General features: G+C 52.7%; 13 protein-coding genes. 5 read left to right on the forward strand and 8 right to left on the reverse strand.

The features are described 5' to 3' along the window. Window positions 1–8 precede the first annotated feature (8 nt). The 3 genes from araD to araA are packed head-to-tail and all read left to right on the forward strand — an operon-like array spanning window position 9 to window position 3,914. Complete coding sequence (gene araD, locus TY10_RS17190) at window positions 9–716, forward strand: L-ribulose-5-phosphate 4-epimerase (protein WP_042166030.1); 708 nt, start codon at window positions 9–11, stop codon at window positions 714–716. A gap of 3 nt (window positions 717–719) precedes the next feature. Continuing rightward, window positions 720–2,387: a ribulokinase gene (locus tag TY10_RS17195; protein ID WP_042166031.1), complete on the forward strand. Its 1,668-nt coding sequence runs from the start codon at window positions 720–722 to the stop codon at window positions 2,385–2,387. A gap of 27 nt (window positions 2,388–2,414) precedes the next feature. Further along, complete coding sequence (gene araA / locus TY10_RS17200) at window positions 2,415–3,914, forward strand: L-arabinose isomerase (RefSeq protein ID WP_042166033.1); 1,500 nt, start codon at window positions 2,415–2,417, stop codon at window positions 3,912–3,914. A 117-nt stretch (window positions 3,915–4,031) separates the two neighbouring features. On the opposite strand, the gene TY10_RS17205 is transcribed toward araA, so the two are convergent. The 3 genes from TY10_RS17205 to TY10_RS17215 all read right to left on the reverse strand — a co-directional run bounded on the left by TY10_RS17205 (window position 4,032) and on the right by TY10_RS17215 (window position 10,250). Further along, complete coding sequence (locus TY10_RS17205; protein WP_042166035.1) at window positions 4,032–4,241, reverse strand: hypothetical protein; 210 nt, start codon at window positions 4,239–4,241, stop codon at window positions 4,032–4,034. 4 nt (window positions 4,242–4,245) lie between these two features. After that, window positions 4,246–5,682, reverse strand: a complete 1,437-nt coding sequence (locus tag TY10_RS29450) for an alpha/beta fold hydrolase (RefSeq protein WP_063510446.1) — start codon at window positions 5,680–5,682, stop codon at window positions 4,246–4,248. 1,214 nt (window positions 5,683–6,896) lie between these two features. Continuing rightward, on the reverse strand, window positions 6,897–10,250 hold the full coding sequence (locus TY10_RS17215; RefSeq protein WP_042166037.1) for a DUF5107 domain-containing protein: 3,354 nt from the start codon (window positions 10,248–10,250) through the stop codon (window positions 6,897–6,899). A gap of 174 nt (window positions 10,251–10,424) precedes the next feature. On the opposite strand from TY10_RS17215, the gene TY10_RS31670 reads away from it, so the two are divergent. Together TY10_RS31670 and TY10_RS17220 are read left to right on the forward strand one after the other, a co-directional pair. After that, complete coding sequence (locus tag TY10_RS31670; RefSeq protein ID WP_238327732.1) at window positions 10,425–10,643, forward strand: hypothetical protein; 219 nt, start codon at window positions 10,425–10,427, stop codon at window positions 10,641–10,643. Next, window positions 10,621–11,313, forward strand: coding sequence for an AraC family transcriptional regulator (locus TY10_RS17220; RefSeq protein WP_238327748.1), 693 nt, complete (start codon window positions 10,621–10,623; stop codon window positions 11,311–11,313). Before TY10_RS31670 ends, TY10_RS17220 begins: the two co-directional genes overlap by 23 nt. Window positions 11,314–11,353: 40 nt before the next feature. Here TY10_RS17220 and TY10_RS17225 read toward each other — a convergent pair whose 3' ends face one another. The 5 genes from TY10_RS17225 to TY10_RS17245 form a co-directional block, all read right to left on the reverse strand. Further along, entirely contained in the window at window positions 11,354–12,286 is a 933-nt protein-coding gene (locus TY10_RS17225; protein ID WP_042166040.1) for an aldose epimerase family protein, read from the reverse strand. Window positions 12,287–12,330: 44 nt separating this feature from the next. After that, window positions 12,331–14,439 (reverse strand): alpha-galactosidase, encoded by a 2,109-nt coding sequence (locus tag TY10_RS17230; RefSeq protein WP_042166042.1) that lies wholly within the window; start codon window positions 14,437–14,439, stop codon window positions 12,331–12,333. A 130-nt stretch (window positions 14,440–14,569) separates the two neighbouring features. Further along, window positions 14,570–15,388 carry a carbohydrate ABC transporter permease gene (locus TY10_RS17235; RefSeq protein WP_042166044.1) on the reverse strand — a complete coding sequence of 273 codons (819 nt, stop codon included), beginning with the start codon at window positions 15,386–15,388 and terminating at the stop codon, window positions 14,570–14,572. Then, entirely contained in the window at window positions 15,388–16,266 is an 879-nt protein-coding gene (locus TY10_RS17240) for a carbohydrate ABC transporter permease (protein ID WP_042166047.1), read from the reverse strand. The genes TY10_RS17235 and TY10_RS17240 overlap by 1 nt, the downstream gene beginning before the upstream one ends. Before the next feature lie 76 nt (window positions 16,267–16,342). Next, complete coding sequence (locus TY10_RS17245; RefSeq protein ID WP_042166049.1) at window positions 16,343–17,647, reverse strand: ABC transporter substrate-binding protein; 1,305 nt, start codon at window positions 17,645–17,647, stop codon at window positions 16,343–16,345. Window positions 17,648–17,750 lie beyond the last annotated feature (103 nt).

Below are 17,750 nucleotides of genomic sequence, written 5' to 3' on the forward strand. Positions count from 1 at the left end.
TGATAATCGTGCTTCAACAACTTAAACAAGACGTGCTCCAAGCTAATTTAGATTTGCCCAAGTACGGGCTCGTTACCTTTACCTGGGGCAATGTTAGCGGAATCGACCGGGAACACGGCCTCGTCGTCATTAAGCCAAGCGGCGTCCCCTATGAAGAGCTGACAGCGGATAAAATGGTCGTCGTCGATTTAGCAGGCAATGTCATAGACAGCCAATACCGGCCATCATCGGATACAGCTACGCATTTGGTTTTATATCGTCATTTTCCGGGGATAGGCGGCATTGTCCATACCCATTCCCCATGGGCTACAAGCTGGGCTCAGGCTGCCAAGGGTATTCCGGCTCTCGGCACGACACATGCGGATTATTTTTTCGGCGATGTCCCTTGCACCAGACCGATGACGGAAGCTGAAATTAAAGGCGAATATGAAAAAGAAACCGGGAATGTCATCGTGGAGACGTTCCGCGACCGCAATCCGCTTGAAATTCCCGGCGTTCTCGTCCATAGCCATGCCCCCTTTACTTGGGGTGAAAACGCGCATGAAGCGGTTCATAACGCCGTCGTACTGGAGGAAGTCGCCAAAATGGCTTCGCGCACGCATGTCATCCACCAACAGGCTGCCGCTATGCAGCAGACGCTCCTTGACCGCCATTTTCTGAGAAAACATGGTGCAAACGCTTACTACGGCCAGACAGCTGCCACTGAGGAGGAATAAACGATGAATCGAAAATATGCAATTGGCGTCGACTACGGCACGCAATCCGGACGGGCGGTTCTCGTCGACTTGTCTAACGGTCATGAGCTGTCGGATCATGTAACACCGTATGCCCATCATGTCATCGACGAACGTCTGCCCCATTCTGGCACAACGCTTGAAGCCGATTGGGCGCTCCAGCACCCCCTCGATTATATCGAAGTATTAACGATGTCGATTCCGGCAGTCATGAAGCAATCCGACATCGATCCGGCCGACGTTATCGGCATCGGTATTGATTTTACAGCCTGCACAATGCTCCCGATTACCGAACATCACGAGCCACTATGTACATTGGACGCCTATCGGGACAACCCGCACAGCTGGGTCAAGCTATGGAAGCATCATGCCGCTCAAGACGAAGCGAACCTGATCAATGAAATAGCCGCGAAGCGCAGTGAGAAATGGCTGGCCCGCTACGGAGGCAAAATCTCATCCGAATGGATGCTTGCAAAAATATGGCAAATACTGAATGAAGCTCCTGACATTTACGAAGCGGCGGATCAATTTGTCGAAGCGACAGACTGGGTCATCTCCCAATTGACTGGCCAGATGATACGGAACAGCTGCACAGCCGGCTATAAAGCGATCTGGCATAAGCAGGATGGCTATCCGAGCGAATCCTTCCTCGCCTCCCTTGATCCAAGGCTGGAGAAGCTGGCTGATACGAAGCTTAGAGGCGACATCGTCCCGCTGGGCACGAAGGCTGGCGAGCTGAACGAGAAATTAGCCGCTCTAACGGGGCTTCGCCCGGGAATCGCCGTCGCTGTCGGCAACGTAGACGCCCATGCTGCTGTACCCGCAGTTGGCGTCGTTACGCCGGGCAAGCTGGTTATGGCAATGGGCACTTCCATCTGCCATATGCTGCTCGGAGATGAGGAAAAAGAGGTCGAGGGCATGTGCGGCGTCGTAGAAGACGGCATTATTCCGGGCTTTTACGGCTATGAGGCGGGCCAATCGGCTGTTGGCGATATTTTCGAATGGTACGTGGATGAAGCGGTCCCTGCTTATGTGAAGGAAGAAGCGGCTCAGGCGGGCGTAAGCGTTCATGAATGGCTGGAGGGGAAAGCAGCGCTCCAGCATCCGGGGCAATCGGGGCTTCTGGCCTTGGATTGGTGGAACGGCAACCGCTCCACCCTCGTCGACACCGATTTGACGGGGCTATTGTTAGGCTGCACCCTGTTAACGAAGCCCGAAGAAATCTATCGTGCTTTATTAGAATCTACGGCTTATGGCACCCGCAAAATCGTCGACGCCTTCCGTTCCAGCGGCGTAGCCGTCGATACGCTCTATGCCTGCGGCGGTCTTCCGCAGAAGAACCGGCTGCTGATGCAAATTTATGCCGACGTCACTAACATGGAGATCAAAGTTGCTGATTCCAAGCATACTCCGGCTGTCGGAGCAGCGATGTTCGCCGCTGTTGCGGCGGGACCTGAGGCGGGCGGCTACCCGTCTATCGTTGAAGCTGCGGAAAATATGGCCCGCGTACGCGAGGAATCGTTCAAGCCGAATCCGAGTCATGCGGCTGTCTATGAGGAGCTCTATCAGGAATATGTAACGCTGCATGATTATTTTGGACGCGGCGGCAATGATGTAATGAAACGGCTTAAAAAACTAAAAAAGCAATACTAATGCCCGATGCAGAAAGAGGTTATCAGTATGCCGACGACTAGAGCTTATCAATTCTGGTTTGTAACCGGAAGCCAGCACTTATACGGTCCAGAAACATTGGAGCAGGTTAACGCACATTCCAGCGCAATTGCAGCCGGGATGAACGACGATGCTTCCATTCCTTTCGAAATTGTTTTCAAACCCGTCGTCACGACGCCCGATGAAATCGCCCGCATCCTGTCGGAAGCGAATACGGATGTGCGATGCGCCGGTATTATTGCATGGATGCACACCTTTTCCCCGGCCAAAATGTGGATCGGCGGCCTGACGCGGCTGCAAAAGCCTCTCCTTCATCTGGCAACCCAGTTCAATCGGGATATTCCTTGGCAATCGATCGATATGGACTTCATGAACCTGAATCAGGCGGCGCATGGCGACCGTGAATTTGGATTTGTGAACACCCGGCTGAGATTGCCGCGTAAGGTCATCTTCGGCTATTGGCAAAGCGTGGAGGTGCGCAGCCGAATTAGCGATTGGATGACAACAGCAATCGCCTGTCTGGAGTGCCGCAGCCTCAAGGTAGCCCGCTTCGGCGACAATATGCGAGCGGTTGCGGTTACGGAAGGCGATAAGGTCGAGGCGTTGATCAAGCTGGGCTGGACGGTAGACGGCTTCGGCATCGGCGATCTCGTTGCACGAATGGAGCGGATAGCCGACGAGGAAATTGATAGCCTGATGGCCACCTACGAGCAGCAGTATGAAATTCCTTCGCTGGCCGATGCGGCGGTACGAGATTCAATTCGATACCAGGCGAGGATCGAGCTGGGATTGAAGGCTTTTCTGGAGGAAGGCGGCTATGGCGCGTTCACGACAACGTTCGAGGATTTGCATGGGATGAAGCAGCTTCCCGGGCTGGCCGTTCAGCGTCTTATGGCGCAAGGCTACGGGTTCGGCGGCGAAGGCGATTGGAAAACTGCGGCTTTGCTGCGTGTCATGAAAATCATGTCCGGCAACGTCGGCACGTCGTTTATGGAGGACTATACGTATCATCTTGATCCGGACAATGAGCTCGTATTGGGCGCTCATATGCTGGAAGTATGCCCTACTATTGCAGACACGGAAGCTAGCAAACCTGCGATACAGGTGCATCCGCTCGGAATAGGCGGCAAGGACGCTCCGGCAAGACTCGTCTTCAATGGCAGGGCCGGACGAGCGATCAACGCTTCGATTATCGATCTGGGCAACCGTTTCCGGCTGCTCGTCAATGAAGTCGAGGCCGTCTCGGTTGAAGCGGAGCAAGCGATGCCTCTTTTGCCCGTCGCCCGCGTGCTATGGAGGGTTCAGCCTAGTATGAAGGACGGGATTGAATCGTGGATTCTAGCGGGAGGCGCGCATCACACCGTCTTCTCCTACTCAGTTACGACGGAGCAACTGGCCGATTTTGCAGAGTGGATGGGCATTGAACTCGTCGTTATTGATCAAAATACAGCAGCACCTGCGCTTCGCCAGCAATTGCGGCTATCCGATGCCGTATGGCGGCTGATGTAGCCTGCGCAATGGAAAGAGGCGATGGAAGGAATCCATCGCCTCTTTTTTTATAATAGATATCTTACCGGGAATCTGAATCAGGGAATTAGATAGTCAGATAGTTAGAGATTTAGAGGATTAGGGATAAGATTGCAGCAGCTCCTGAATTTGACGCTCCAGCAATTCGCTTTGTTGGATTGCCACATCAAGCGGCAACGCCTCCGCCTTGTTCTCATTCGTATGTCCGACATGCTCTTTCCACGCCGCGCTTAACAAGCGATGGCGTTCATAGACCAATGGATAAATCGGCCATGCGTCCGCCCCCTGCTCCACCTTTTGCTGGAACAACTGTTTAAGGAGCTCCTGTGCAATGACCCAGTGGCCGCCGGCATCGGGATGAATGCCGTCTCCGTAGAGGTAGTCGGAATTGTAGTTTTTTTCGCTCGGCGATGTAATGCAGAAGCGGCTCGCGAATGGCAATAACGGCGTCAACAGCCGCTTCGAGTCCAAGCACCCATTCGGCGTAACGCTCCAATACATCGTCATAGCGGGTAAAAGGTGTCAGGTAGCTGTACTTCTCTTCCCCTTCGGGAAGCAGAGTCGCGCCGCTTAGTGATGGGGCATCGAAAGGCGGCGGTGTCATCACGATAACCTTGGAGCCCGTCGCTCTTACAGCCTCGATCAGTCGATCCATACCGTCCCGATAGGCTGCAAACCGTTCCTCTGAAAACGGGTAATAAATGCCGTCGTTCATGCCGTAGCAAATCACTGTCCAATCCGGACGGCTTTCGCTCAGCGCCCTTTCCAGCCGCTCATGAATGCACGGCCGCGGGAATGGATGATCCGGTTCACTCAGGCCAGATGCCGTCTCGCTGCTGACGCCCAAATTAATGAACGTATACGGCTGCTCTGCAAAATGCTGTCTGAAAAAAGCGTCCAAATAAGAAATATAGGTGCCATCGTCAGTAATGCTATCCCCTAGAAATACGATTCTCTTCGCTGCATTTGCACTCATGATGTCCCACTCTGCTCCTATCGATTCAGTCTCGGACTCGCTGTAAAAAACTCGTTGAATGAATTCGGCAACAGGAGTTGGGTCGTCCAGTGAATGCGGATGATGCGCCACGCCCGGCTTCACAATGACCTCGATCTCCCCGCCGTTTGCTGCAAAACGCTCGGCGAATGGATGCCCATTATCCAAAAACGGCACATCCTCATCGGCATCGCCTACTACGAGAATTACCGGTATTTGAAGAGCCGCTAGCTCGGCTACACGGTCGAGCGGACTTTCCCGGAATTGTGCAAACTGCTCCTCGGTGAGCCGGTAGGTTTGCAAGCACTCCTCCCACTCTTTTTTATACTGATCCGCTTTCCCGTTGCCGCCAGGCCAGCTGCGCAAATCCAGCACCGGCGCGTCCAGATACAGCGAGGATACAGACTCTGGATATTTCAAAGCGTAATTTACTGCGTACAGACCACCCCGGCTGAAGCCGAAAATGGACGGTTTTTCCGCTAAGCCAAACGTTGAGCAGACATGCAGGTGGAACGGATGCATCAGCTCAATTGCCTCCGGCGAGCCATACATATCGCTGACATTGCAGTAAGCCAAATGCCAGCCTTGCTCCAGCAGCGCCATATCGACTTGGCTGAACGCATCGAAAAACTCAGCGCGCCACACCCAAGGATTTCCCGGAGCCGCCTCTTTAGGACTAACAACTAACGCTTCCCGCCCGTTGACGGTAAAATCGTAACGCTCATATCCCTTCCAAATCCCTTTAACAGCAGACATGTAAAATCTCCCCTTATCGTTTGTACTCTCAAGCGCTAGCCCCATCTCGCAGACCATGTAAACGCTTCATACTCTTTTATCAATTCTTTGTTTGTGTGGACTCTCCTTCTTTTGCTCTTGCGATTATTTTCGCTCGATGCGTACCAGACACCGGGATCGCTGCGCGTTTTGGTCCATGGTGCCGTTCTTGATTCCATTGTCTCATCGCTAGCCCGATGATTAATGGATAGAATCTGCAAAAAGTCACCCTGGACTCAAAACGCTCCGCTCTCCCCACATTCGCAAAACGCCAAACTAACTACATTTCTAGAGCTTTAACCACTAAGTCGGAGTAACGCTGGCGTTCAAAGGCTCGTTCGCTGCGCGTTTTGGTCCATGTTGCCATTCTTGATTCCATTGTCTCATCGCTAACCCGATGATTAATGGATAGAATCTGCAAAAAGTCCCCATGGACTCAAAACGCTCCGCTCTCCCCACATTCGCAAAACGCCAAACTAATTACAGTTACAGACCTTTAGCCTCCCACTCTCTAATAACGAGTTGTAACTTGTTCAATAGCGAAGATGGTTCGTTGTAGAGAGTCACTAGGTTAGTCAAAATGTAAAAGTGCAGGTTGGAAGTCGATTTTTCGATGATTTATGGCTTCAAAATGCAAAGTGCATTTTGTTCTGATCAAAACGGGCCAAAAGAGCCAAATTCGATGATTTCAAATGCACTTTTGCATTTTGAAGACTGTTACAGGGCTTTTGAGGCATTTTAAAATGTACTTTTACATTTTGTTCCTGTTAATGTGCTGCTCTCCTCATCAATCTGTGCATTGGGAGGCGGCTACTAGCTCTCTTACATCAGTGTAAGATAAAATCTTAGTTACTTGGCTCATCCCCATCAGTCTACGCATATATCTTGGTTGGATGGTTCGTCCCCATCAGTCTACACACAGCAGTCTTAGTTACTTGGCTCGCACTCATCAGTCCACACATAGAATCTTTGTTAGTTGGTTCGTCCCCACCAGTCTACACATAGAATCTTTGTTAGTTGGTTCGTCCCCACCAGTCCACACATAGAATCTTTGTTACTTGGCTCTCCCCAGTAAGTCTGCGTAGAGGAGCATGGTTCTTCTATTTTGAGCTTCTGAGGCTTGGGAAGCTCGCAGCACACCTATTTCTAAATAAAACAAAGAGCCCGCGAAATCCGCGGGCTCTCTGGGTCTTGCTTTATTCGCACAGGCCAAGGTGGAGCTTGGCTCCTTGGTGGTTCTGCTCCATAGCCAGCGCCTCGTTCAATTGAACGCGCGCTTCGGCGTGTCGGCCCAGGCCGATTAAGCCGAGTCCCATCATGTAGCGGCAATGCGTTTCATTGCGCTTGTTCAGGTCATCCTCGAATACGAGGAAGTCCGGAAGCGATACGGCGAAGTAATCGAATTTCACATCGTCACGGAGATGCTTTTCGCCGAAATCGATCAGCTTGTTGAAGCGGCGCTTTGCTTCCTTGAGGTCCCCAAGCTGCAGCCACGCCATGCCTTGATAGAAAATCATATCCGGCGGCTGGTCGTTGTAGTACATCGCGCTGGCTGGCTCCTCCAGTCCTTGCGAAGCGACGCGGAAATGTCTTTCTGCCTGCTCCGGCTGCTCCAAACCAAGGTAAGCACGTCCGAGATGGTAATGCACGTTGTTCTCCTGCGCACCGTCCAGCTTGCCTTCGCCCAGATTTTCCGGGTAGATAAGCGCTTCTTGAAGCAGCTCGGCTGCATGAGCATGGCGGCCTTCGGCGATTTCACGCTTCGCCCATTCAACGCGGCTCAGCACGTGCTGTCCGGTCGTTTTGCCTTCTCCGCCTTCCCAAGGGTGGAACTTCCGCGCAGCCAGCTTGCCGGCTGCCTCCTCGTGACGGCCAAGCGCATTGAACAGCGCAACGTACTCCAAGTACAGGTCATCCCGCAGCTCTACGAGATTCAGGTGCTGCTCCAATCCGTTCAAGCGCTCTTGCGGCGCATAGCCGAGCTTTTTATAAAGCTGATCCAGCTCGTAGAAGACGCGGGCATCCTCTGGGCCGCAAGCAAAAGCCTGCTCCAGCGATTCCAATGCCGACTTGCTGTCTCCAAGTTTATTGAAGTAAGCGAGCGCCAGGTTACGGTGTACCGTTGGGAACCCGTCATTAAGCTTACGGGAAGCTTCCCACTTCGCAATCGCTTCTCCATGCCGCTTCTTGTCATACAGCAGATTTCCGAGATAGTAAAGGGCACGCGCGTCTTGCGCGTCAGCCTGAACTGCGCTTTCCAGCACGAGCAGTTCAAACAGGCTGTTCGGGAAGCAATAGTCCGGCTTCGCAACCTGACCCGCTTTACGGGCAGCAGCCGCTTGCTCCGACTGTCCTGCACGCTCATACAAATACCCCAGCGTATAGTAGACCATCGGGTAAACGTCCGCTGCCGGCGTTTGGCCAACAAGCATGTTCAGAACATCGACCGCTTCCCCATACAAGCCGCTCTCCGCATAATCGGAAGCGAGGCTCAAATAGTTATGCGGATCATTCCGCATCAGACGGCCAAGCTCTGCTATAGCAGCATCTGCTTCCGCAGATAATCCTTGCTCGGCGAGTGCCAGACCTAGCTCGCGGGCAGCGCCAAAGTCGGCGACATCGATACCCAGTGTCTCTTTCGCATAGGCAACAGCTTCGGTTAAGCGTCCCAGCTTGCGAAGCAGTGCAGCCCGAAGATGGCGAGACTTGTAGTTGCGCGAGTTGCGGATGAGCGCGCGATCTACCAGCTCAAGCGCCTCTGCAAATGAGCCGTTCGCGCTAGCAATACGGGCCAGATTGAAGTATCCTGCGTCCTGCCATGCAGCAGACCATACTGCTTTGTAGAAGACGGCGAATGCTTCCTCCGGCCGGTCTTGCAGCTTCAGCGCAAGGCCCAGCTGATACAGCGCTTCGCTGTCATAAGGGTTCGGGTTACGCCATGTCATAGAAGCTATTGCTTTGCGCAAATGTCCTTCCGCTTCCTTGAACAGCCCTTGGCGGAGCAGCAGCGTTCCGTAAGCGACGTTGATCCGAATATCCGACGGATCACGCTTCAGACCCTCGAGATAATACGATGCCGGCTCAAAGGTAGCATGACGATATTGCTCCAGATGCAGACCTGCCAGATACAGCTGCTCATTCGTACGCAGCTCCTGCGGCTCTGGAAGCGGCTGAGCAGCATCCGGAACTTCTTCAATGGATGGCTTAGCTGGTCTGTAGGAAATAAGCAGCTTGCCGTTTGCGTCCCGAATGGAAACGATCAGATCATGCGGCAAATCGCCCCCGTCGAGTGCAACCACCGATTTGAATGTCGATACCGGAGACAGCTCTACCGTCTCACGGAAGTAAGAACGGCGGCTTCCCTTAAGCTCAATGACTGCGCCTGTGAACACCGAAGTCGCGTAAGCGAGTACCGTTGCTTTTCCCGTTTCCTCGTCGACTTCAAGATTGACTGCCGCATCAATGGATGCGTTCTTAACGACGCCTACATCCTTATACGGCATGAAATATTGCTTGAACGTCTTCTCCTCGTAAGGCTGCAGCCATGTAAAGTCCGGCTGGTTATCGGTGTACATCCCCGTCATGAGCTCAATGTACGGCCCGTCTTCATCCGTCAGGTTGCGATCCCAAGCTTGACCGAATTCGCCATTTCCCCAAGTCCATTGCTTTTTACCCGGCGATACGAAATGGTTGGCCACATGAAGCAGACCGGCTTGTACGCCATGATCGTAGCCGCCTACGAAATTGTAGTCCGACTTGTACGCCATGTACGAGGTCGGTACCGGAATGTTGCGGTAGCGCGAAATATCGACGCCCTCCGAGTAGTCCATTTTATAGTAGGTGCCTGTAGCGATCGGAAAACGGGAAACGTCCCGTTTGCCATGGTCGAATACGGCAGTAACGTCCGGCGGAAAGACCGATTGCGTATCGTCGTTGACGGCCACAGCCGGGTTCGCCCACCACAGGAAGGTTTGAGGCAAGGTCGTCCGGTTGTACAACTGTGCAGATACTTCCAGATAAGCCTTGCCTGGATACAAAGTAAATCCGGCTGTCACTTTGGTGCCGTACATCCGGTCGATCTCACTCACCCATACTGTCGCACTGCCGTCTTCACCCTCGGTCAGCCGGTACTCTACCGGCCCGTAAGTGTTAGGTCTATGATGCTGCGGCCAGTTGAACTCGATGCCCCCGGAAATCCAAGGACCAGCAAGACCCACAAGCGCAGGCTTGATAACACGGTTATAATAAACGAAATCATAGTCGTTGGTTTTGTCTAGCGCCCGGTAAATCCGGCCGCCGAGCTCCGGCATAATTTCGATGCGAACGTATTCATTTTCCAAAATAGCAAGCTTATACGTTTGATCTTTTTTCTCATCCTCGATTTTGTCGACGACGGGATGCGGGTACACTTTACCTGTGCTTCCCTGATAGACGCGCTTCTCCAAAAACATCGGGTTGCGGTCCGGAGCGCCGATACCGTATGTCGGAATCGTTACTTCCTCTTCCCAAATACGAACGGCTGAGCCGGCATTATTTTGCGATGGAGCCATTTGTCATTCCCCCTTTGCTGATTACCTTCACTTTATCGCGAAATGAGGATAGTGCCAATTGACGGAATTCGGTTTATAATGGACTATATTCTTATTTTCAATAAACTGATTAGTTTATAAATAGAAGAAATTGTTGAAACAGATGAATGATTTTCTGAAAAAGGTGCGGATGACATGGATGAGTTGAGAAAGTCTGAAGGGTTCCAGGAGGAGAAGCTGTTCGTGCTTCCCGCCTATCATATCGAGGAGCTGTCCCGCTATGAGCTGACGCGCGGTCTATTCGTGAGCGACATCGGTTTTTTTCCCCCAGGCCCAATACCATTACCGGGAACGGCCGGAGGGCTGCGACGCCCATATTTTCATCTATTGCCTGCGTGGAGAGGGCTGGCTTGAACTGAACGGCCGGACGGTGCCGGTGCCTGAGCATCATCTCGCGGTTATTCCCGCAGGTGCCGCTCACCGTTACGGCGCATCCGCGACTCATCCTTGGAGCATCTACTGGTTCCATCTAAAAGGTGACCATGTCGCAGACTACATCCAGCTGTACGGTCTCGACTCCGGCCCCCTGCCGCTACCGGCCGCCCTTTACGCCGAATGGGCCGACAACTTCGCCCGCTGCTTCGAGCTGCTGACGGACAAGCCCTATTCGATGCCCGTTCAAGTGCATGTCTCGCAATCGATGGGTCAGCTGCTTGGCCGGATTGGACTGGGCTCGGGAGGCACGGCGCGTGACCGGAAGAAGCGGCAGGACCTCGAGCGCGCCATTCAATACATGAGCGAACGTCTCTCTGACGTCATTACGCTGCCTGAGCTGGCCGCGCACACAGGCTTGTCCAAGCAGCATTTGATCTTCATGTTCAATCAGGAGACAGGCTTCCCGCCGATTGAATATTTTTTACGGATGAAAATGCAAAAGGCCGGTCAGCTTCTCAGCTTGACCAGCCTTACGGTGAAAGAGATCGCCGCATCCGTCGGGGTGTCGGACCCCTACTATTTCTCGCGCTTGTTCAAAAAAAGAATGGGCGCTTCGCCAACGGAATACCGCAGCGCCCCGAAGGGCTGACCCTGACCGCCTCAAAGCGGTCGGCCCCCTACCGCTTCCCTTACTTCACCTGCAGCTCCAAATACCATTCATACCTGTCGCCAGGCTCCACAACAGCGACTTCGCCCCGTTCCATAGCAACGGTCAGGTCATCCATCCTTCCCGTTGCCGGCTCAAGCGCGACATGGTAATGCCCGCCATAGCCGCCGCTATTCGCCCATACCGCCAAATAGGGAACCTTCTCCGGCGGAAAGCTGAGCCTGACCGTTTCTCCCGTTCCAGGATCGAGCAGCTCCGCCCAGCCCTCCGGTACTTTGCCTTCGAAGTAGTACTTTTCTGCAGAGCGGCTGGACGCCGCCTCCACATTGCTCAAGTCGATTCCGTTCCCGGCAATTGGCCAGTTGCACCGGTCGCCGAACTCACCCAGCCTTTCATCCGCGGAGTAGGAAACCTCTATCGCATTCATTCCTTCGGGAACGTGAATACGCAATCCCTCGGCAGCTTGAAACAGCGGATGCGCCGCCCATAGGAAGGGGAGTGAAGCCTCGCCCCTGTTAGTGACCGCATAATCGATGCGAAGCGTGTCCGGGCCAGCGAACGAATACGTCTTTTCCAGCGTATATGCAAAATTCCGGCCCTCTACCTTGCAATGAAGGAAGCCATCGTTCTGCTCGGCCTCCCAAGGCAATGACCATACTTCTCCATGATCTGGGATAGAGCGTCCCTGCCATGGCTCCTCCGCATACGTACACGCATTAATACCGGGGAACATCTCATCCCAGCCGCTCTCGTCCCCGTCACCGAACGGAGAGCCGAACCCATTGTTGCCGAGCGGCTTCCCGCTGCTCCACAGCCATTCACGATTCGTAGCCAGATTGCGGAGCGATACCGCCTTGCCGCCAAGGCTTGGGATGACGGTAATCGACAGGCGATCACTGCTGCCCGTCCAAGCCTCATACCCTTGTTCCTGAAGCTTGCTCCACTTGCCTGTCATCTCGTTAGCCGCCTCCCTGCACCAAGCGCTTCAAATTCAAATCTCTATACCCGCTTTAACCGGATCAAAACGCTGGCATAGTCGCCTCTCCAGGAAATCGGCAAGCCGATATTCATCAGATTCGAGCCGTGGAACACGCCCGTTCCTTCTGGTGCAGCTCCCGATACCTCGTAGGCTGCTTCGGGGTCCAATCCTTGAAGGCGAAGCATTGTCAGCGAATTGCCGAAGTGATGCGACTGAAGGAAGGCAAATGCAACAGCTTCCCCGCCGTCCGCGCTCACATACTGAGTTGCTGACACATGGGAATCACGAAGCGATTGCAAGCGGTACAGCTCACCCTCTTGCACCACATGACGAATTTCCTTGTACAGCTCCACGAATTTGCCCGCTTCCTCCATCTCCTCCGGCGACCACTTGCCAATGTTCGCACCGATGCCAAGTCCGCCCATCATGGCGCTGTGGAAGCGATAGGAGAGCGGCAAGCTTCTGCCGTTGAATCCGTTCGGCGATTCCGTAACCCAGCACATCATAACCGATGGGCTGTACGCATAGCTGAAGCCCTCTTGAATGCTGAGCCTGTCTCTCGCATCCGTGTTGTCGCTAATCCATGCCTGATCGGCATAACGAAGGATGCCCAGATCGATCCGGCCTCCGCCGCCTGCGCAAGTCTCGAATTCCACATTCGGGAAACGGCGGCGCAGCTCAGCCCAAATCTCGTAGAGATTCTCGACATGGCGAATCCATACCGACTTGTCCTGTCCCGGGCCGGACGTCTCTCCAGGCTCCGTTACCGTCCGGTTCATGTCCCACTTGATGAAGGAGATGTCGTACGTGGACAGCAGCTCGGTCATAAAGTCCAATACGAACGCTTTGACTTCAGGCTTGCCCAAGTTGAGCAAATACTGATTACGAAGCTGAGTGCCAACGCGTGTCGGAAAATGGTACGTCCAATCCGGATGCTTGCGGTAGAGATCGCTGTCCGGATTAACGGATTCTGGCTCTACCCATAGGCCAAATTCCATGCCAAGGCCCTTCACCTCATCGATCAGCTCCGATAAGCCGTTCGGGAACTTCTCCGGGTTGACGTACCAGTCGCCAAGACCGGCACGGTCGCTGTGCCGCTGGCCGAACCAGCCGTCGTCAACGACGAAGCGCTCCACGCCAAGCTTTGCCGCACGTTCTGCAAGCGCAAGCTGTCCTTGAACCGTAACGTCGAACTCCGTCGCTTCCCAAGAGTTGTACAGCACCTTGCGCAGCTTTGTAGCTGGAATCACTTCATTGCGTTCATAACGGTGCAAAATCCGGCTCATCTCGCCAAAGCCGCCGGTCGTAAATCCGCCGACGAAAACTGGCGTTTCATACGACGCTCCCGGAGCAAGCAGGAATGAGCCGTCGAAATCATGGATGCCGCCGGCAATTCGGAGCTTGCCGAACGTTGTCCGCTCCAGCACCAGCTTCCAGTTCCCGCTCCATGCAAGCGCGCCAAACCATACGCTGCCGGATGTTTCCCGTGCACTGCCATCATCAACGGCAAACCAAGGGTTGGCATGCGGACCCGTGAAGCCTCTGCGGGACTCCAGCACTTTTTTACCTTCGGTCAAAAGGTTGGAGCGCAATTGATATTCACCAGCCCACCGGCCGGTTACATGCGTCAGCCGGTAATCCGGAAGCTCGCCGACTGACCACAGTGCCGACATAATCTGCTCGACACGAACAGGCTGCTCTTCCCCGTTCGTCACCTTTACCTGGCGCTCGATTACATCGTGGTCTGAGACGACAGTGTAGCTTACCTCTACCTTCAGCGCATAATGCTCGTCAGCCAGCCGGATCGTCAGCTTGCGGTCGCCTTCCAGCTCATAGCCGGAATAGACAAGCCTCAAGTCACGGACACCGTCTGCGAATATCACCTGCAAGCCCGGCTCGGAATAACCCGCGCCTCCACGGCCGCCATATTCCTCGGTCTCGCGGTCAACAGCCATATCGAACGAGCTATGTGCCCGCGCCCGAAGCAATCCTGCACATTCTTCCGCCTGAACCGGTGCTCCCCAATAAATATGTTGAAGCGTACCGCTCTCATTGACTCCAAAAAGATAAGATGTATTTTTGGTACGAAGCTCGAATAGGTTGGACTTTTCCCAAAATTTAATCGTCATCGCTGTCATCCTCCTCCGTTAACCTTCCATTGCGGGTTGCTGCTAATTGAACGTATGCTTCACTTTATCCCGAAACGGTCACGGAGCCAATTGACTGAATTCGGATTATCATGGACTATATTCGGATTTGTTAGCCCTTGATCGCGCCTGCCGCAATTCCTTTGACAATAAACCGCTGCATGAACAGGAAGAAGACGACAATCGGCACCATGCCCATTACGGCATAAGCGAATGCCAAATTCAAATCGCTGCTGTATTGGCCGAAGAAAAAGTATTGCTGCAGCGGAATCGTCCGAAAATCCTTCCCTTGCAAATACAAGAGCGGCAGCAGAAAGTCATTCCAAATATAAAGCACGTTCAGTACGACAACCGTTGCGGTAACGGGCTTAAGCAGCGGCATAATGATGCGGAAGAAAATGCCTGGCGTCGAACAGCCGTCAATTCGTGCTGCCTCCTCAATTTCCCTAGAAATGCCGCGCACAAAACCGGAGAAGAACAAGACGCCCATCTGAACGCCAAAGCCGCCATAGATCAGCGCGATCCCCCAATGACTATCAACAAGCTGCAGTGATTTGCCCAGTTTGTAGAGCGGAAGCATCGTCACTTGAAAAGGAACCATCATCCCGGATAGAAACAACAGAAAGACGAAATTATAGAACGGCTTGTTCCGTCTTGCTATAGAGTAGCCAGCCAGTGCCGATGCGATAATAATGAGCGCCACCGAAATTACAGTAATGATCAGACTGTTAAAAATCGCTTTCGGATATTCAGAAGTGTTCCACGCTTGAACAAAGTTCGAGAAATCGAGGCTCGAAGGCCAGGCGTAAAAGGAATCAAATGTCTGCTTTGCCGATTTGAACGCCATTAATACGGCCACATACAGCGGAAAGATGAATAAGACAGCGAGCAGAGTAACTAGAGCAAAGACCGAAATTTTAGTTATTTTCATTACAAATCCACTTCCCGTCTTCTGAAAATTCCGACTTGCGCGACGGTGACAATTACAAGTACGAGGAAGAAGATCATCGACAGCGTCATGCCGTATCCTGCCTTGAAGTTATCGAATGAAGTGCGGTAGATGTACGTTGACATGACCTCGGTCGCGAAACCCGGCCCGCCTTTCGTCGTTACATAGACCAGATCGAACACTTTAAGCGCGCCAGTCATGACGAGCAGCAAGTTAATGGTTAAGGAAGGCGCAAGCAGCGGGAACGTAATGTGACGGAATGATTTCCACGTTGTAGCTCCGTCCATCTTGGCGCTCTCCAGTAATTCGCCCGGAATGCCTTGCAAGCCTGCAATATAAATGATCATCGGCGAGCCAATGCCCTGCCACAGCGCTACGATAATTAAGCCTATCATCGCATAATCGGGATTGCCCAGCGGACTGGTCATGTCGACACCGAAATAAGCGAACAGCTTCGGGAAACCCTGACTGTAGTTATAGTTCCATACGAAGCCCGACAAGACGATAGAGATGACGCTTGGCAGGAAAAAGACCGTGCGGAATACGTTTCTGAATTTAAGATAGGAATCAAGCAGCAAAGCAAGAAACAAGGATAATGCATTGATCAGAATCGTTAAAATGATGGCGTATTTAAACGTGTTCCATAACGCTCTCCACAAATCTTTATCCTGGAAAGCTTTCACGTAATTGTCCCAACCATTGTAAGCTATTGTAGGGGATACACCGTCCCAGCTGGAAAAGGAATAGCGTGCTCCCATCGCTAAAGGTACGACAACCGCCAGAATGAATAGACAGACGGCGGGCAAAAGGAAGAAGAGGTACCAGCCTTCTCCACGGAGAATTCGCTTTGCGTTGGTCATAAGAAATTTCCTTTCTGAAGAGGAATGGCACAGGTGAAAGGTCCCCGTGCCATTCTTCTTTGCTTATTAAAGAGCGTTAATTGTGGTTTTTCGCAATCCAGTCGTCCATCTCTTGAATGACTTGATCAATAGTTGATTTTTTGAAGAACAGCTTTTGCAGCGATTGGGTAAACGGCGTTCCCCAGTCAATCGTCGTCTTAGCCAGGTAGAGCTGGGAATCGTACATCTCGCCGCTGTCAAAGTAAGGCTTCAAATCATTGACTGCCGGCGCAATGTTCGTATCGGTTCCTTTTACATAGCTGAGGGAATTCAGGTTCTTAACCCACAGATCTCCGCCTTCTTTGCTTGCCAGAAATGCGAGGAATTTCTCTGCTGCTTCTTTGTTCGGAGATTTCGTGTTAATCGCGATAGAAGCATCCGGGTTGAATTCCAGCTTGTTCAGGCTCTCATCGTTGCTGAACGGGTACGGGAAGTAGCCCATGTTGTTATAGAGGTCCGGATTTTTCTTCTGAATATCAGCAAGCGGCCATGTGCCCATGTACATCATGCCAACGTCGCCCTTGGCGAACAGGTCAACCGCACCGTTGTAATCAACGCCAAGCTGATCTTTGTTGCCGAGTTCGAACAACTGCTGAGCATGCTCGATCATCGTTCTAGTCGCCGGGTTGTCAGCAAATTTAACGGAGCCTGTCTCCAGCTTCTCGAAGAAATCCGGCTGATTGTTTACGAGTGCAGAGTTACTAGGCATATCGCGTGACAGCCACATGCTCAGTGTCCAAGGATCTTTCCAGCCCAAGGCGAACGGCGTTTTGCCCGCTTCCTTGATCTTTTTCCCCGCCTCGATCAGCGCGTCATACGTCCGTGGAATTTCGATGCCGAGCTCTGTGAAAATTTGTTTATTGTAAAAGACTGCGATCGGGTTGGCGTTAACCGGCATGACGTAGTTTTTACCGTCAGTCGATTGCGACTTCAGTACCGCTTCTTCGAAGTCGGCCAGAAACGGCTTGCCTGTCAAATCTTCCAGGTAGCCGCCGTCGGAGAACAGCTTCGTCTGCGCTCCTGCATTCAGCGTGAAGACGTCTACGATGTCACCGCTCGCCAGCTTTGTTTTCAGCAGCGTGTAGTAGTCATCATATTTGACCGGCTGTACGTTAACTTTGATCAACGGATTTTCTGTCTCGAACTGCTCGACGATTTTCGCTACACCGTCTGTGAAATCACTCTTGAAGTGCATGAAGGAAATGGTGACTGGCTTGCCTCCTTGATTCTCGCCGTTTGTTGGGGCGGCGGTGCTTTCCGGCTTTTCATTAGATGAGCCGCATGCTGCCAGAAGCACGGTCAGGAGCGCTGATACGATAATCAGGCTTAAAGCTTTTTTCATTCTGTAACCCCTCCTCGATTTATACGGGAACAACTTGCTTGTTCTGAACCTAGCTTACTAGCCGCCGGGAGGAACGGTAATCCAATTTATTGTGAGCCTCATG

It is taken from the genome of Paenibacillus gorillae, from assembly GCF_000513275.1.
GTDB lineage: Bacteria > Bacillota > Bacilli > Paenibacillales > Paenibacillaceae > Pristimantibacillus > Pristimantibacillus gorillae.

Excerpts from the sequence above, each read along its gene's own strand:
- TY10_RS17195 (WP_042166031.1), top strand. The coding sequence starts at position 720 with ATGAATCGAAAATATGCAATTGGCGTCGACTACGGCACGCAATCCGGA.
- araA (WP_042166033.1), top strand. The coding sequence starts at position 2,415 with ATGCCGACGACTAGAGCTTATCAATTCTGGTTTGTAACCGGAAGCCAG.
- TY10_RS29450 (WP_063510446.1), bottom strand. The coding sequence starts at position 5,682 with ATGTCTGCTGTTAAAGGGATTTGGAAGGGATATGAGCGTTACGATTTT.
- TY10_RS17215 (WP_042166037.1), bottom strand. The coding sequence starts at position 10,250 with ATGGCTCCATCGCAAAATAATGCCGGCTCAGCCGTTCGTATTTGGGAA.
- TY10_RS31670 (WP_238327732.1), top strand. The coding sequence starts at position 10,425 with ATGGATGAGTTGAGAAAGTCTGAAGGGTTCCAGGAGGAGAAGCTGTTC.
- TY10_RS17225 (WP_042166040.1), bottom strand. The coding sequence starts at position 12,286 with ATGACAGGCAAGTGGAGCAAGCTTCAGGAACAAGGGTATGAGGCTTGG.
- TY10_RS17230 (WP_042166042.1), bottom strand. The coding sequence starts at position 14,439 with ATGACGATTAAATTTTGGGAAAAGTCCAACCTATTCGAGCTTCGTACC.
- TY10_RS17235 (WP_042166044.1), bottom strand. The coding sequence starts at position 15,388 with ATGAAAATAACTAAAATTTCGGTCTTTGCTCTAGTTACTCTGCTCGCT.
- TY10_RS17240 (WP_042166047.1), bottom strand. The coding sequence starts at position 16,266 with ATGACCAACGCAAAGCGAATTCTCCGTGGAGAAGGCTGGTACCTCTTC.
- TY10_RS17245 (WP_042166049.1), bottom strand. The coding sequence starts at position 17,647 with ATGAAAAAAGCTTTAAGCCTGATTATCGTATCAGCGCTCCTGACCGTG.